General features: G+C 61.8%; 11 protein-coding genes. 3 read left to right on the forward strand and 8 right to left on the reverse strand.

The features are described from left to right. Positions 1–64: 64 nt before the first annotated feature. Entirely contained in the window at positions 65–355 is a 291-nt protein-coding gene (locus HFC70_RS03735) for a type II toxin-antitoxin system ParD family antitoxin (protein WP_168471870.1), read from the forward strand. Positions 356–679: 324 nt separating this feature from the next. Here the strand turns inward: HFC70_RS03735 and HFC70_RS03740 are convergent, their stop codons facing one another. The 3 genes from HFC70_RS03740 to glgX all read right to left on the reverse strand — a co-directional run bounded on the left by HFC70_RS03740 (position 680) and on the right by glgX (position 4,293). Next, positions 680–1,735: a DUF2332 domain-containing protein gene (locus tag HFC70_RS03740; RefSeq protein ID WP_168471871.1), complete on the reverse strand. Its 1,056-nt coding sequence runs from the start codon at positions 1,733–1,735 to the stop codon at positions 680–682. Position 1,736: 1 nt separating this feature from the next. Beyond that, on the reverse strand, positions 1,737–2,225 hold the full coding sequence (locus HFC70_RS03745) for a MaoC family dehydratase (protein ID WP_168471872.1): 489 nt from the start codon (positions 2,223–2,225) through the stop codon (positions 1,737–1,739). A 97-nt stretch (positions 2,226–2,322) separates the two neighbouring features. Beyond that, positions 2,323–4,293 carry a glycogen debranching protein GlgX gene (gene glgX / locus HFC70_RS03750; RefSeq protein WP_168471873.1) on the reverse strand — a complete coding sequence of 657 codons (1,971 nt, stop codon included), beginning with the start codon at positions 4,291–4,293 and terminating at the stop codon, positions 2,323–2,325. Positions 4,294–4,512: 219 nt separating this feature from the next. Between glgX and HFC70_RS03755 the strand changes: the two genes are divergently transcribed. Next, entirely contained in the window at positions 4,513–5,130 is a 618-nt protein-coding gene (locus tag HFC70_RS03755; RefSeq protein WP_168471874.1) for a TetR/AcrR family transcriptional regulator, read from the forward strand. Between the two features lie 4 nt (positions 5,131–5,134). Further along, the gene (locus HFC70_RS03760; RefSeq protein ID WP_168471875.1) at positions 5,135–5,581 is read left to right on the forward strand and encodes an SRPBCC family protein; all 447 of its coding nucleotides are present in this window, start codon (positions 5,135–5,137) and stop codon (positions 5,579–5,581) included. A gap of 200 nt (positions 5,582–5,781) precedes the next feature. On the opposite strand, the gene HFC70_RS03765 is transcribed toward HFC70_RS03760, so the two are convergent. Genes HFC70_RS03765 through HFC70_RS03785 form a run of 5 tightly spaced genes read right to left on the reverse strand, consistent with a single transcriptional unit; the run spans position 5,782 to position 14,807 of the window. Continuing rightward, complete coding sequence (locus HFC70_RS03765) at positions 5,782–7,410, reverse strand: alpha-D-glucose phosphate-specific phosphoglucomutase (protein WP_168471876.1); 1,629 nt, start codon at positions 7,408–7,410, stop codon at positions 5,782–5,784. Between the two features lie 7 nt (positions 7,411–7,417). Then, entirely contained in the window at positions 7,418–8,851 is a 1,434-nt protein-coding gene (glgA, locus tag HFC70_RS03770) for a glycogen synthase GlgA (protein WP_168471877.1), read from the reverse strand. A gap of 5 nt (positions 8,852–8,856) precedes the next feature. Next, complete coding sequence (glgC, locus tag HFC70_RS03775; protein ID WP_168471878.1) at positions 8,857–10,119, reverse strand: glucose-1-phosphate adenylyltransferase; 1,263 nt, start codon at positions 10,117–10,119, stop codon at positions 8,857–8,859. A gap of 15 nt (positions 10,120–10,134) precedes the next feature. Then, a complete protein-coding gene (glgB, locus tag HFC70_RS03780) occupies positions 10,135–12,348 on the reverse strand; it encodes a 1,4-alpha-glucan branching protein GlgB (protein WP_168471879.1) in 2,214 nt (737 codons plus the stop codon). Beyond that, a complete protein-coding gene (locus HFC70_RS03785) occupies positions 12,348–14,807 on the reverse strand; it encodes a glycogen/starch/alpha-glucan phosphorylase (RefSeq protein ID WP_368669545.1) in 2,460 nt (819 codons plus the stop codon). The genes glgB and HFC70_RS03785 overlap by 1 nt, the downstream gene beginning before the upstream one ends. Between the last annotated feature and the right edge of the window lie 63 nt (positions 14,808–14,870).

Below are 14,870 nucleotides of genomic sequence, written 5' to 3' on the forward strand. Positions count from 1 at the left end.
CTGCCTCTTTTGTCATTGCCTGTTTTCATGCTAGAAATGTCCAGAGCTTTCCTAGGGCCATGGCATGAAAAAGGCCGATAAAATCGAAATTTCAGTCAGTCCCAACACCATGCGTGCGTTGCATGAGGTCATGGCCGCCGGAGATTACGGGTCGGCAGACGACGCCATCGGCGATGCGTTGCGGGAGTGGCAGGAGCAGCGAAACGGCGAGGTCGAGCAATTGTCCTTGATCCGCAACCGCATTCGTCGATCATTGGATGACCCAAGAGGTGATGTGACGATCGAAGAGGTCGACACCCATCTGGACGCGCTGTTTGCAGCGTCAAAGCCGGCGGGCGACCGTGCGGGCCGTTAGGGTCACGTTCCGACCAGAAGCGGTCAGAGATCTCACTGATATTTTCCATTTTGTATTGGAATTGAGCCAGTCGGCGATTGTTGCATGAGGTTTCGTGTCCAGGATCAGGCGCCGATGCGTCGATATCGGCAATGTTCCGTTTGGTGGGCGCCCTCGTGACGACCTTGAGCCGGGTTTGAGAACGATTGCTTTCGAACGCTCTGCCGTGATCGCCTATAAAGTCGAAGACAATAATGTTCGGATCGTGAACATCTTCTATGGAGGGCGCAATTTCGAAGCACTTTATCGCGATGCTGCCGATCCCGATCAGCCACCGCAGAACGACTAAACCCCCGGCCAGCCCGACCATTTGATCCAGCGGCCGTGGAAGTCCGCGCGGCCGATGTCGTGTTGTTCGCCGGTCGGCCAGATCTGCAGGGTCAGGGCGGCGCCATCCGGTTTGCCGTCAGCTTCCATCTGCAGGCGCGCCAGCGGCGCGTCAGGCGTGGCTTTATCGCCGGCCGCCGCGATCAGGGCATCGCCCTCGGCCTTCAGGGCCTCTGGAAAATATTGCCAGGCGATCGAGTGATAGATGACATGGGTGGTGCCGGTATGGCGCATGGCCAGCCGGCTTTTCAGCCAGTCGATGGCATCGGCGCGCTCGACTTTCAGGCCGCTCTGAACAGCCATATCAAGCGCCAGCCGGATGCGCTCCAGCCGGTCGGCCTGGTCGGCCCAGATATAGGAGAGCATCCGCAGCCGATCATCCGGTGAGGCGGGGTCGAGCGGGTTCAGGTCGCAGCCGGCGCGGCCGGCAATCGTGATGTCTGCCTCCGGCGCGGCAGGGCCCTCCCAGTCGGGCGAGAGCATCACCGGCGACTGTCCGCCCCAGGTCGTGTCGCCCAAGCGATAGGCGTAGCTGTCCCATTGCAGGTTCAGCCCGGCGCTGGCGCCGAGTTCCGACAGGATGAGCGGCTTGCCGAACAGCTTTGCGATGGCCAGGAAACCGGGCAGCAGGGCTGACGAGCGGCGCACCTCGTTGGTCTGCGGTGGCGATGTCAGACGCTCGAGAATGAAGGCCTCGTTGCGCCTGAACGCCTCAATGCAGGCGGTCCACAGGATGTCGTCATCCGTTGCATGGGGCGGATAGACCGCCGCAAGGCTCTTGTCCGCGCCGGATAGCACCAAGGCATGCAGGCAGCCGGCAAGGCGCAGCGCCAGGGCGTCGCCTGTACCACTCGGCTCGCCGGTCCAGGCGAGGACCCGCCTGCCGACCGCGGTGCGGTCATCTAGATTGTCCGCTGCCAGGGTGCAAAGCCGTGCCGTGAATGAAGAGCCGAGATCCTCGCAGGCCCTTGCTTGGCGCCGGAAAGACTGGCGGATCGGATCAGGTTCGAGCATCTCACACTCCGGCTGGGCGATCTTTCGGGTCGAACTGGACGATGGTTATCCAGGTCGCGGTCAGGGCGGGCTTGCGCTCGTTCTCGATCTCGATGCTGGCCTCATAGGTGGTCATCAGCATGCCGGCGCCGCGAAAGCGGGCTTCGGCCAGCGTGAAATGGCCGCGGATGCGCGTGCCGCTCTTGACCGGCGACATGAAGCGCACCTTGTCGAAGCCGTAGTTGATGCCCATCGTCTGTTCGCGGATCACCGGCAGGCAATCGTAGTTCATCGCCGAGAGCAGCGACAGGGTCAGGAAGCCGTGGGCGATCGTTCCGCCGAACGGCGATTCCGCCTTGGCCCGGACGGGGTCGACATGGATGAACTGGTGGTCGTTGGTGGCTGCGGCAAAAGCATCGATCATGGGCTGGTCGACGGTCATCCAGTTGGACAGGCCGACTTCCGTCCCGACCAAACTCTCGACTTCGGCCAGCGAAATCTCCCGTGGCATATGTGCTCACCGATCCTTTTGAAAATGTATTTGCGCGTCTTATAGAGTGTGGCGCGGCCGGCGAATACAGCGACCGGGGGTTACGGCCGCTAAATCCTTAATGTTCTACCAGAAATTCGACAGAGCGCGGCTTCAAGCGGAGGGTGCCGACGCTCTTGCCCGACGAGACGCGGCGCCATTTCAGCCCTGCGGCCGCCGGCAGTTCGAAATCGCAGGCCTCCTGCGCGCGGTTGAACAGCACGGCAAGGCGAGCATTGCCGCCGCGCTTTAGATCTTTGGTGGTCAGAACCATGGCAATAGCCGGGCCTTCTGCCGCCTCCCATTCCGACACGGTCATCGGCGCGCCGGTGGAGGAGATCCATGCGACATCGCCGTTTTCGCCGATGAAGAAGGTCGTCTCGGCGAAGACTGCAAACCGCTTGCGCATGGCCGATAGCGCGGCGGTCAATTCGACCAGGTCGCTGTCTATGCTTTTCCAGTCGAGCCAGGTGAGTTCGTTGTCCTGGCAATAGGCATTGTTGTTGCCGTGCTGGGTGCGTCCGCCCTCGTCTCCGGCGGTCAGCATGATGGCGCCGCGGCTGGAAAACAGCGTCGAGAGCAGGGCCGCGACATCGCGCTTGCGGTTCTTGGTGATGGTCTTGTCGTGGGTTTCGCCTTCGACGCCATTATTCCAGGAGTAGTTCTCGTCATGGCCGTCGCGGTTGTTTTCGCCGTTGCGGCCATTGCGCTTGTGGGTGTGGGAGACCAGATCCCACAGCGTAAACCCGTCATGGGCGGCGATGAAATTGACGCTGCGGGTCTGGCGGTCGCCGTTTCGCGCAAAGATATCCGAGGAGCCGGCCAGTGCCGTTGCCAGCGCGCCGGTCATATGGCTGTCGCCACGCCAGTAGCGCCGCAGGTTGTCGCGCGCCCGGTCGTTCCATTCGAGAAAGGGTTTTGGAAAATTGCCGAGCTGGTAGCCGCCCGGCCCGATATCCCAGGGTTCGGCAATCAGCAGCCGATCCTCCAGCACATCATCGGCGGTGATGGCATGCAGGGTCTGCGATGTGGTGTGAAAGCCATGAGAGGTGCGCCCGAGGATCGGTGCGAGATCGAAGCGGAAGCCATCGACGCCGGCATTGAGGACGAAGTGGCGCAGGCTGTCGGTGATCAGCCTTCGCACATAGGTGTGGTCGCAAGCCAGCGTATTGCCGCAGCCGGTGTCGTTGACCAGCGTGCCGGGATTGCCCTCGACATGGCGATAGGCGGCCAGATTGTCGAGACCGCGCAGCGACAGCGTGGTGCCGTAGCGATCGCTCTCGCCGGTGTGATTGAACACCAGGTCGAGGATCACGCCGATGCCTTCGGCATGCAGCGCGTCGACGGTGGCGCGCAATTCTGCAACGCCGCCGGGCACCAGGCGCGGATCGAGCGCCATCAGGGCGATGGGGTTGTAGCCCCAGCTGTTGGTCAGTCCCAGCGGCGGCAGGTGACGCTCGTCGATCCAGGCGGTGATCGGCATCAGCTCTATGGCATCGACGCCGAGCTTCTTCAGGTGCTCGAGCACGGCGGGGTGGGCCAGCGCGCCGACCGTGCCGCGCAGCTTTTCGGGGATGCCGGGGTGGAGTTTCGTGAAGGGCCGGACGGCAACCTCGTAGATGAAGCCGCCAGGCGGCAGGAACGGCATCAGCACCTTGGCCGGTCGGTCGCGGGTGACGATGGCTTTCGGCACCAGATCGGCGGTCTCTTCGCCGAAAGTGCTCAGTCGCGCGTCGTGCACGAAGGGACGATCCAGCTCCTTGGCGTAAGGGTCGACCAGCAGTTTCGACGGATCATACCAGAAGCCGTGATCAGGCTCGTAACGCCCGTGGGCGCGATAACCGTAATGGGCGCCTTCGCGCGTGCCTTCCACATGCAGGCGATGCAGGTCGCCCTCGGTCCGCTCCATCGGCAGGCGGCACAATTCGGTTCCGTTTGATGTATCGAACAGGCAGAGCTCGATCCGTTCGGCATGGTGGGACCAGACGGTGAAGTCCGCCCCTGTCTTGGTCAGGCTGACACCGCCCTGGCTTGGATGCGTATGGCTCATGGGGCTCTTTCGCGGCTGGGGTTGCGAATCCATCCTGGCGACCATTGTGCAGAAGAATGGTGCGTTGGCGAGTGATATTCCTCGGCGGGCAATATTCGTCCAATCTCCGGCCAGCCGCTTTGCAGGTTCCGGAAAGGCAGTTGTTTTCGGTGTAGACTTGACAGCATACCGATTGGTTGGTTTACTGCATACCAACCAATCGGTATGCAGGGCAATGTGATGAGTGATGTTCAACATCCTTCGCGTCTAAAGCTTCTGGAAGCGGCCATCGGCGTCATCCGGGCCAAGGGTTATACGGCGACGACGGTCGACGATATCTGTGCCGCATCCGGTGTCAGCAAAGGCAGTTTCTTTCATCATTTCAAGAGCAAGGAGGATCTGGTTCTGGCGGCGGTCGACCACTGGAACCGCTTTACCGGCTCGATCTTCGAAAGCGCGCCTTATCAGGCCTTGCCTGACCCGCGCGACCGGCTGCTGGCCTATGTCGATTTCCGCACTGATATCCTCGACCGCGATGTGCAGGAGTTTACCTGCCTGCTCGGAACGCTCGTGCAGGAGACTTATGCCACCCATCCGGCGTTGCGTGAGGCCTGCGATCTCGGCATGACCGGGCATATCGAAGTTCTGATGCGCGACATTGAAGCGGCCAAGGCGCTCTATGCGCCGGATGCAACCTGGACCGTGGCAAGCGTCGGCTATTTCATGCAATCCGTTCTGCAGGGGGCCTTCATCTACGCCAAGGCCAAACAAGACCCCGACATTGCGCGCGGCAGCCTGCGGCACCTGCGCGCCTATCTCGACCATCTCTTTTCAAAACCCGTGTCAAAGGAGGAGTAAGACCATGGGAACCCACACGATTCGACTGCACCGCGTCCTGAAAGCCTCGCCGAAAAAGGTCTATCGCGCCTTTCTCGATGCCGATGCCATGTGCAAATGGCTGCCGCCCTATGGCTTCACGGGCAAGATGTATCATCTGGAGCCCGAAGTCGGCGGCACATTCAAGATGTCGTTCAGCAATTTCACGACGCAGCAGACCCATTCCTTCGGCGGCAAATATCTCGAACTCGTGCCGAACGAGCGCCTCCGCTATACCGATGAATTCGACGACCCGAACTTGCCGGGCGTAATCACGGTGACGGTGACATTGAAAGAGGTGGTCTGCGGAACGGAACTTTCGATCGTCCAGGAGGGCGTGCCGGAAGTGATTCCGGAAGCGGCCTGCTATCTCGGCTGGCAGGAATCGCTGATGCAACTGGCGACGCTGGTCGAGCCGAATATCGCGGAGTAGGGCGGGGTAACCTCGCCCTGCCGTCATTCCAGCGAAAGCTGGAATCTAGTCACGGCGCGTCTGCGCCGTGAAAGAGTCTCTTGTGATCAAGGACTTGATCAGGCTGGATCCGGGCTCAAGGCCGGGATGACGGAAACCGAGGCAACGCCGCCTGCAAACAACAAGACGCGGTGCTGCAGGCTGAAGCCCGCCGCCTCCGTTCAGGTGATCACCGTCGGCGCATCAAACCCTGTGCGGGTCTTGATGTCCGCCAGTGTTTCGGCGGCGGCGATCAGGTCGGCCAGCGCTGTCTGGGTTTCGATGTCATGACGGGTGGCATCGGGCTCGTAGCGTTCGACATAGACGCGCAGCGTCGCTCCCGACGTGCCGGTGCCCGACAGGCGGAACACTACACGGCTGCCGCCTTCAAACAGGATGCGGATGCCCTGGTTCTTGCTGACGGACTGATCGACCGAGTCGTGATAGGAAAAATCGTCGGCGGAAGCGACGATCAGGCCGCCTATTTTCGTTCCGGGCAGGGATGCCAGTTTTTCGCGCAGGGCTGCGACCAGGCCGTTGGCCTTGTCGGTGTCGATGCCCTCATAATCGTGGCGCGAATAATAGTTGCGGCCGTATTCCGCCCAGTGCTTGAAGACGATATCCTTCACGCTTTCCTTGCGGGCAGCGACAATGTTGAGCCAGAACAGCACGGCCCAGAGACCGTCCTTTTCGCGCACGTGGCTCGAGCCGGTGCCAAAACTTTCCTCGCCGCAGATGGTCACCTTGCCGGCATCCATCAGGTTGCCGAAGAATTTCCAGCCGGTGGGCGTTTCGTACATGCCGATGCCGAGCTTTTCGGCGACACGGTCGGCCGCAGCACTGGTCGGCATGGACCGCGCGATGCCGGCGATGCCCTTGGCATAACCCGGCGCGCAGGTGGCATTGGCGGCGATCATTGCCAGGCTGTCGGACGGGGTGACGAACATGCCCTTGCCGACCACCATGTTGCGGTCGCCGTCGCCATCGGAGGCCGCGCCGAAATCGGGGCCATCCGCGCTCATGACGTCGTCATAGAGTTCCTTGGCATGCACGAGGTTCGGGTCGGGATGGTGGTGGCCGAAGTCGGGCAGCGGAACAGAATTGTGCACGGAGCCGGCAGCGGCGCCCAGGCGCTTTTCGAGGATCTCGATGGCATAGGGGCCGGTCACGGCGCTCATGGAATCGATCACCACGCGGAAGCCCGACTTGATCAGGTCGCGGATGGCGCCGAAGTCGAACAGTTCTTCCATCAGGTCGGCATAGTCGGTGACGGGATCGATGACCTCGACGGTCATGCCGGCGACGTCAGACGTCCCAATGCTATCGAGGTCGATGTCGGCGGCCTCGACGGTCTTGTAGCTGTCGATTGCCTTGGTGCGGGCAAAGATCGCGTCGGTGATCTTTTCCGGTGCCGGACCTCCATTGCCGATATTGTATTTGATGCCGAAATCTTCGGTCGGACCGCCGGGATTGTGGCTGGCCGACAGGATGATGCCGCCGAAGGCTTCATATTTGCGGATCACATGGGAGGCGGCCGGCGTCGAGAGAATGCCGCCCTGGCCGACCATGACCTTGCCGAAGCCGTTGGCGGCGGCCATCTTGATGGCCTTCTGGATGACCTCGCGGTTGTAGAAACGGCCATCGCCGCCGATCACCAGCGTCTGTCCGGCGAAATCGTCCAGCGAATCGAAGATGGACTGGATGAAGTTCTCCGCATAGTTCTCCTGCTGGAAAACCGGCACCTTCTTGCGCAGGCCCGACGTGCCGGGCTTCTGGTCCAGATAGGGCTTTGTCGCTACCGTATTGATCATGCTCGTCTCAACCTTTCACGAGGCGGTTGTAGAGGTCGACATATCGCTCGGCGCTCTTGCCCCAGGATATGTCGGATTTCATCCCCTGCTTCTGGATCTGCTGCCAGACCTTTTCGTCCGCATAAAGGCGGAAGGTGCGGCGCAGGGCCTGGCGCAGGCTGTCGGCGCTGACCGGGGCGAATTGTATTCCGGTCGCCACCCGGGCGGCAAGCGCCGCCTCGTTGGCGTCGATAATGGTGTCGTTCAGCCCGCCGGTGCGCGCCACGACAGGCACGCAACCGTAGCGCAGGGCGTAGAGCTGGGTCAGGCCGCAGGGCTCGAAACGCGACGGCACGATGATGGCATCGGCACCGGCCTGCATCAGATGGGCAAGGGCTTCGTTATATCCGACCGTCATGCCGACCCAGCCGGGGTGGCGGGCGGCGGCGCCCAAAAGGGCGCTTTCGAGTGCCCTGTCGCCAGCCCCGAGAATGACAAGCTTGCCGCCCTGGGCCACTAGATCGTCGACGACCTCGGCCAGAACATCCATGCCCTTCTGCCAGGTGAGGCGCGAGATGACGCAGAAAATTGGGCCGCTGTCTTGCACAAGGCCAAACTGTTCGGCCAGCGCCGTTCGGTTGGCCTCGCGTTTCTTCAGGGTGGCTGCTGTATAATTGCCGGCGATCAGCGTATCGCTGCCGGGATCCCAGGTGCGGGCATCGATGCCGTTGACGATGCCGTAGAGATCGGCGGCACGGCTGGCGATCACGCCTTCCAGGCCCACGCCGAATTCCGCCGTCCGGATCTCGTCGGCGTAGGAGGGGCTGACTGTGCTGATCGCATGGGCGGTGGCGAGGCCGCCCTTCAGGTAGCTGATCGTTCCGTAATATTCGAGCGCTTCCCAATAGGCATGGCCGGGCAGGCCGAGATAGGGAAAGATCTGCGCCGAAAACTGCCCCTGGAAGGCGATATTGTGGATGGTGATGAGGCTTGGCAGTTCCGGCGCCGCGGCGTAGCGCATATAGACCGGGGTGAGGGCCGACTGCCAGTCATGGACATGGACCATATCAGGTTGCCAGCCCGGCAGAGCGCCGGCGGCAATGCGGGCGCCGGCCATGGAGAGCGCGGCGAACCGTTTCCAGTTGTCCGGGAAGTCCTTGCCGGCCTGGTCGACATAGGGTCCGCCGGGGCGGTCGAAATAGGCGGGCGCATCGAGCACCAGCAGGTCGAGGCCTTGGTGGTGGATCTCCAGCACCACGGCCTGTTCGCCGAGCAGGTCGTCGAACTCCAGGCAAGGGGTGGCCCCGGTAATCGCCGCCATGACGCCGGGATAACCGGGGATGAGCGTCCTGGTCGCGATCCCGTGGCTCTTCAACGTCAAGGGTAGCGCGCCGACGACATCGGCAAGCCCCCCCGTCTTGATCAGCGGATAGAGTTCGGAGGCGACCGAAAGAACATTCATGAGGTTCACAGATCCAGTTTGTCGATCATCGCCTGGGTGATCAGGCAAATGCCGTTTTCGGAGCGCCGGAAGCGCTTGGCGTCGATTTCCGGATCCTCGCCGACCACGAGGCCCTCCGGAATGACCACGCCGTGGTCGATCACCACATTGGTGAGGCGCGCGTGCCGGCCGATCTGGACCTTCGGCAGGATGACGGCGCCTTCAAGCCGCGAATAGGAATTGGCGCGCACTCCGGTAAACAGCAGGCTCTTGAACAGCGACGAACCCGAGATGATGCAGTCGCCGGAGACCAGCGAGGAGATCGCCGAGCCGCGGCGACCTTCGTCGTCATGCACGAACTTGGCCGGCGGATTGATCTCGGCATAGGTCCAGATCGGCCAGGATTTGTCGTAGAGGTCGAGCTCGGGCACGATGTCGGTCAGGTCGATATTGGCCTGCCAATAGGCGTCGATCGTGCCGACGTCGCGCCAGTACGGCTCGCGCTCGAAATCGGAGCGCACGCAGGACTGGGAAAAGCGATGGGCGACGGCTCTGCCGTTCTGGACGATGTAGGGAATGATGTCCTTGCCGAAATCCCGGCTGGAATTGGGATCGGCGGCGTCGCGCTTGAGGACTTCCATCAGGAACTTGGTGTGGAAGACGTAGATGCCCATGGAGGCGAGAGCGAAATCCTCGTTGCCCGGAATGCCCGGCGGATCGGCCGGCTTTTCCACGAAGGCGCTGATCTCGTCCTTTTCGTTGACATGCATGACGCCGAAGCCGACGGCCTCCATGCGCGGCACCTCGAGGCAGCCGATGGTGACATCGGCGCCGGTGTCGACATGCTGCTGCAGCATCAGTTCGTAGTCCATTTTGTAGATATGGTCGCCTGCCAGGATGACCATGTATTCCGGGCCGTAGGGCTCGATGATGTCGATGTTCTGGTAGACCGCGTCGGCCGTGCCCTCGTACCACTGCGTCTCGGAGACGCGCTGGCTGGCCGGCAGAACATCGAAGCTTTCGTTGCGCTCGGGCCGGAAGAAGTTCCAGCCGTGCTGCAGATGGCGGATCAGCGAATGGGCCTTGTATTGCGTGGCGACCCCGATGCGGCGGATACCGGAATTCATGGCGTTGGACAGGGCGAAATCGATGATGCGCGCCTTGCCGCCGAAATAGACGGCCGGCTTGGCGCGCCGATCCGTCAGTTCCTTCAGGCGGCTGCCGCGCCCGCCGGCCAGAACATAAGCCATGGCATCGCGTGCCAGAGGTTGTACCCGTTTACCCGTCATTGTTTTCCTCCCGCATCAGTTTTCGAGTTCGAGCATGATCACGGCCAGTGGTGGCAGGGTCAAATCGGCCCTGATGCCGCCGCTTGCATGCTCGGCCGCCTCCACGCGACCCCCATTGCCCTTTCCGCTGCCGCTGTAGATCTCGGCATCGGTATTCAAGATTTCCCGCCAGCGTCCGGAAACCGGCAGCGGCACGGAATAGCGCTCGTGATAGGTCGGTGTGAAATTGCAGACGATGGCCACCGGCTTTTCGCCCGGCGCCTTGCGCAACCAGGCAAAGACCGAATTGTCGTCGTCGTCGGCGATCAGCCATTCAAAGCCCTCGCCTTCGCAATCGCGGGCATGCAAGGCGGGCTTGGACCGGTAATAGCCGTTGAGATCCCGCACCAGGCGGCGCATGCCTTCGTGCAAGGGATATTGCAGGAGGTTCCAGTCGAGCGACTTCTTCTCGCTCCATTCGCTCCACTGGGCGAATTCCTGCCCCATGAACAGCAGCTTCTTGCCCGGATAGCCCCACATGAAGGCATAATAGGCGCGCAGGTTGGCGAATTTCTGCCAGTCGTCGCCCGGCATCTTGGCAATCATCGAGCCTTTGCCATGCACCACTTCGTCATGGGAAATCGGCAGGACGAAATTTTCGCTATAGGCATAGAGCAGGCCGAAGGTGATCTCCTGGTGGTGATACTTGCGATAGAGCGGATCGCGGGAAAAATAGGTCAGCGTGTCGTGCATGAAGCCCATGTTCCACTTGAAGCCGAAACCCAACCCGCCTTCGTGTACCGGCTGGGAGACCTTTGGCCAGGATGTCGATTCCTCAGCAATGGTCATGATGCCGGGATGCGAGCCGTAGACGTGGTGGTTCATCTTCTGCAGGAAGCGCACGGCCTCAAGGTTTTCGCGTCCGCCATATTCGTTGGGGACCCACTCACCTTCCTTGCGGGAATAATCGAGATAGAGCATCGAGGCGACCGCATCGACGCGCAGGCCGTCGAGATGGAATTTCTCTGCCCAATACATGGCGTTATTGATCAGGTAGGACAGGACCTCGATACGGCCGAAATTGTAGATCGCCGTGTTCCAGTCGGGATGGAAGCCCTGCCGCGGGTCCTCGTGCTCATAGAGCGCCGTGCCGTCGAAATGGCGCAGGCCGTGGGCGTCCACCGGGAAATGGGCGGGCACCCAGTCGAGGATGACGCCGATGCCGACCTTGTGGCAGCCGTTGACGAAGCGGGCAAAGCCTTCCGGCTCGCCGAAGCGGGCGGTCGGGGCATAGAGCCCCGTCGTCTGATAGCCCCAGGAGGGGTCGTAGGGATGTTCGGTGATCGGCAGGAACTCGATATGGGTGAAGCCCATCTCGACACAGTAGGGGATCAGCCGCTCCGCCAGCTCGTCCCAGCTCAGCATCGAGCCGTCCGCCCGGCGCTGCCAGGAACCGGCATGCACTTCATAGGTGCTGATCGGCTGGCGGCGCTGGTCGACCGTGGACCAATGCTTGCGATGGGCCTCGTCCTGCCAATCTTGCACCAGTTCGGGGGCGGTAATCGAGGCGGTGTTCGGCCGCAACTCGGCGCGACGAGCGAAAGGATCGGCCTTCAGGGGCTGCACCACGCCGTCCTTGCCGACAATCTCAAACTTGTAGGCCGAGCCGGTCATCACGTCGGGGGCGAAGATTTCCCAAATGCCGGTGTCGCGCCTGAGCCGCATGACATGGCGGCGGCCATCCCATTCGTTGAAATCGCCAACCACGGAGACCCGGCCGGCATTCGGCGCCCAGACGGCGAAATGAAACCCGTCAACGCCCTGATGCTTGAGCGGATGAGCGCCCATCTTGTCGAACAGACGCAGGTGCGAGCCTTCCCGCAGGAAGTAATCGTCCATCGGGCCGAGCACCGGGCCGAAGCTATAGGGGTCGGTCACCGTCCATTCGGCGTCGCCGCGTTCGGCACGATAGCGCAGGGGCTGAAAGCTCGACACTGCAACGTTGCCGGCAAAAAAGCCAGCCTCGTGCAGGCGGTCCAGCGTACCGACTACAGCGCCGTCCAGGGTCATCGCCGTGACCGCTTCGGCGCCGGGGATGAAGCAGCGGGCGACGAAGCCCGCTGCTGTCTGCTGAACGCCCAGAACGCCGAATGGGTCCGAATGCTGGCCGGAGACAAGCGCCTCGATCTCGGCGGCGGGCAGCGCCGCGGCCGAGACGGTTGCGCCGACCTGCTTCGGTGGTTTCTTCATCAAGCTCTCCAGATGTCGGCGCTATATTGCCGGATGGTGCGGTCGGAGGAGAACCAGCCCATGCGCGCCGTGTTGAAGATCGTCTTGGAGAACCAGGACTTCGGATCGCTCCAGATCGCATCGACATCGCGCTGCGCCTTGGCATAGGCATCGAAATCGGCGGCCACCATGAACCAGTCGTGGTGATAGAGGCCATCGACCAGGCTCGAGAAGCGACCGCGATCGTCCGGCGAAAAGACGCCGGAGGCGATGGCGGCCAGCGCCTGCGACAGCTCGCGCGAGCCTTCGATGACGGCGCGGGGATTGTGACCCTCGGCGCGCACCTTGCCCACTTCGTCTGCCGTCATTCCGAAGATTACGATGTTCTCTTCCCCCACATGATCACGCATTTCCACATTGGCGCCGTCGAGCGTTCCAATGGTCAGCGCACCGTTCAACGCGAACTTCATGTTTCCGGTTCCCGACGCTTCCATGCCGGCGGTCGAAATTTGTTCGGAAAGGTCGGCCGCCGGCACCATGACCTCGGCCAGCGACACATTGTAGTTCGGGATGAACACGACCTTCAGCAAACCGCGAACGGAGGGATCGTTGTTGATCACCCGCGCCACATCATTGGCGAGTTTGATGATCAGCTTGGCATTGTGGTAGCTGGGCGCCGCCTTGCCGGCGAAAAGCTTGACGCGGGGCACCCAGTCGCGTTCCGGATGGGAGCGAATCTGGTCGTAGAGCGCCACGGCTTCGATGATGTTCAGCAGCTGGCGCTTGTATTCGTGGATACGCTTGATCTGGATGTCGAACATGGCCGAGGGATCCAGGCGGATGCCCATGCGGCTGGCGACGAGGTTGGAAAGCTGCTCCTTGTTGGCGCGCTTGACCGCTGCGAACTTCTTCTGGAATTCGCCGTCATGGGCAAAGGCGTCGAGCGCCGTCAGCTTGGCCGCATCGTCGAGGAATTCCTCGCCGATAGCCTCGCGGATCAGCGAGGTCAGGCCCGGATTGCACTGCATCAGCCAGCGGCGCGGCGTAATGCCATTGGTCTTGTTGTTGATGCGGGTCGGGTAGATCTTGTGCAGGTCGGCAAAGACGGTCTGCTTCATCAGCTCCGTATGCAGCGCCGATACGCCATTGATGCTGTGCGAGCCGACAAAGGCCAGGTTGCCCATGCGTACGCGCCGGTCGCCGCTCTCATCGATCAACGAGATATTGGAGATTTCGGCGTCGGTGAAGCTCTTCTGCTTGCGCGCTTCCAGCAGGAACTTGGCATTGATCGAATAGATCAGCTGCATATGGCGCGGCAGCAGCCGCTCGAACAGCGGAACCGGCCAGCTTTCCAACGCTTCGGGAAGAAGCGTGTGGTTGGTATAGGAGAAGGTGCGGCCGGTAATGTCCCAGGCGGTGTCGAAATCCATGCCGTGGATATCGCAGAGTTGGCGCATCAGTTCGGCGATGGAAACGGCCGGATGGGTGTCGTTCAGCTGGATCGCGACCTTGTCGGGCAAGGCGGTCAGCTCATTGCCCTGCTGCAGGTGGCGGCGCACGATGTCCTGCAGGGAGGCAGAACAGAAGAAATATTCCTGGCGCAGGCGCAGTTCCTGGCCGGCGGTCGTGGCATCGGCCGGGTAGAGAACGCGGGTCAACGTTTCCGCCTTGTTGCTTTCGCGAAGCGCGCCGATATGGTCGCCGGCGTTGAAGGCGGCCAACAGGATCGGGTCGATCGGCTGGGCCGACCAGAGCCGCAGCGTGTTGATCCGCTCGCCGCGCCAGCCGACGATCGGTGTGTCGTAGGCGGTGGCGATCACCCGTTCGCTGGGCTTCCAGACATAGCGGATCTCGTCGTTCTGGCCGGACACGGTTTCCACGCCGCCGCCGAAGCCGATTTCATAGGAGCTTTCCCGGCGCTCGAATTCCCAAGGGTTGCCGTGAGCAAGCCAGGTCTCGGGCAGTTCCACCTGCCAGCCTTCTGCCATCTGCTGGCGAAACAGGCCGTGCACGTAGCGGATGCCGTAGCCATAGGCCGGGATGTTGACGGTGGCCATGCTCTCCATGAAGCAGGCGGCCAGGCGGCCGAGACCGCCGTTGCCGAGTGCCGCGTCGGGCTCCAGTCCGGCAATGATGTTCATGTCGACACCGAGCGATGCGAGCGCCTCGCGAATCTCCTCCATCAGGCCGAGATTGGACATGGCATCGCGCATCAGCCGGCCGATCAGGAATTCCAGCGATAGATAGTAGACCCGCTTGGCATTGGTTTCGTAGGTGCTGCGCGTCGATTCCATCCACCGGTCGATAATGCGGTCGCGCACCACCAGAATGGTGGCGGTCAGCCAGTCGTGCGGTTGGGCAACCTTGGCATCCTTGCCGATGCTGTAGGTCAGGCGTTCGATGATTTCTGCAGCAAGGGTCTCCGGATTGGAAACCCGCGGCGCGGGCAGAGGCAGATCGGTCTTGCTGAGGGTTTTGATCATGGATTTCGCCAACACGTTTATGAGTTGCGTCAGGACGACGTTTAACCGGTTTGATTCTGT

Source organism: Agrobacterium sp. a22-2 (assembly GCF_012276985.1).
Lineage (GTDB): Bacteria > Pseudomonadota > Alphaproteobacteria > Rhizobiales > Rhizobiaceae > Allorhizobium.

Bases quoted from the DNA above. Each gene is read 5' to 3' on its own strand.
- HFC70_RS03735 (WP_168471870.1), top strand. From the start codon at position 65: ATGAAAAAGGCCGATAAAATCGAAATTTCAGTCAGTCCCAACACCATG.
- HFC70_RS03740 (WP_168471871.1), bottom strand. From the start codon at position 1,735: ATGCTCGAACCTGATCCGATCCGCCAGTCTTTCCGGCGCCAAGCAAGG.
- HFC70_RS03745 (WP_168471872.1), bottom strand. From the start codon at position 2,225: ATGCCACGGGAGATTTCGCTGGCCGAAGTCGAGAGTTTGGTCGGGACG.
- glgX (WP_168471873.1), bottom strand. From the start codon at position 4,293: ATGAGCCATACGCATCCAAGCCAGGGCGGTGTCAGCCTGACCAAGACA.
- HFC70_RS03755 (WP_168471874.1), top strand. From the start codon at position 4,513: ATGAGTGATGTTCAACATCCTTCGCGTCTAAAGCTTCTGGAAGCGGCC.
- HFC70_RS03760 (WP_168471875.1), top strand. From the start codon at position 5,135: ATGGGAACCCACACGATTCGACTGCACCGCGTCCTGAAAGCCTCGCCG.
- HFC70_RS03765 (WP_168471876.1), bottom strand. From the start codon at position 7,410: ATGATCAATACGGTAGCGACAAAGCCCTATCTGGACCAGAAGCCCGGC.
- glgA (WP_168471877.1), bottom strand. From the start codon at position 8,851: ATGAATGTTCTTTCGGTCGCCTCCGAACTCTATCCGCTGATCAAGACG.
- glgC (WP_168471878.1), bottom strand. From the start codon at position 10,119: ATGACGGGTAAACGGGTACAACCTCTGGCACGCGATGCCATGGCTTAT.
- glgB (WP_168471879.1), bottom strand. From the start codon at position 12,348: ATGAAGAAACCACCGAAGCAGGTCGGCGCAACCGTCTCGGCCGCGGCG.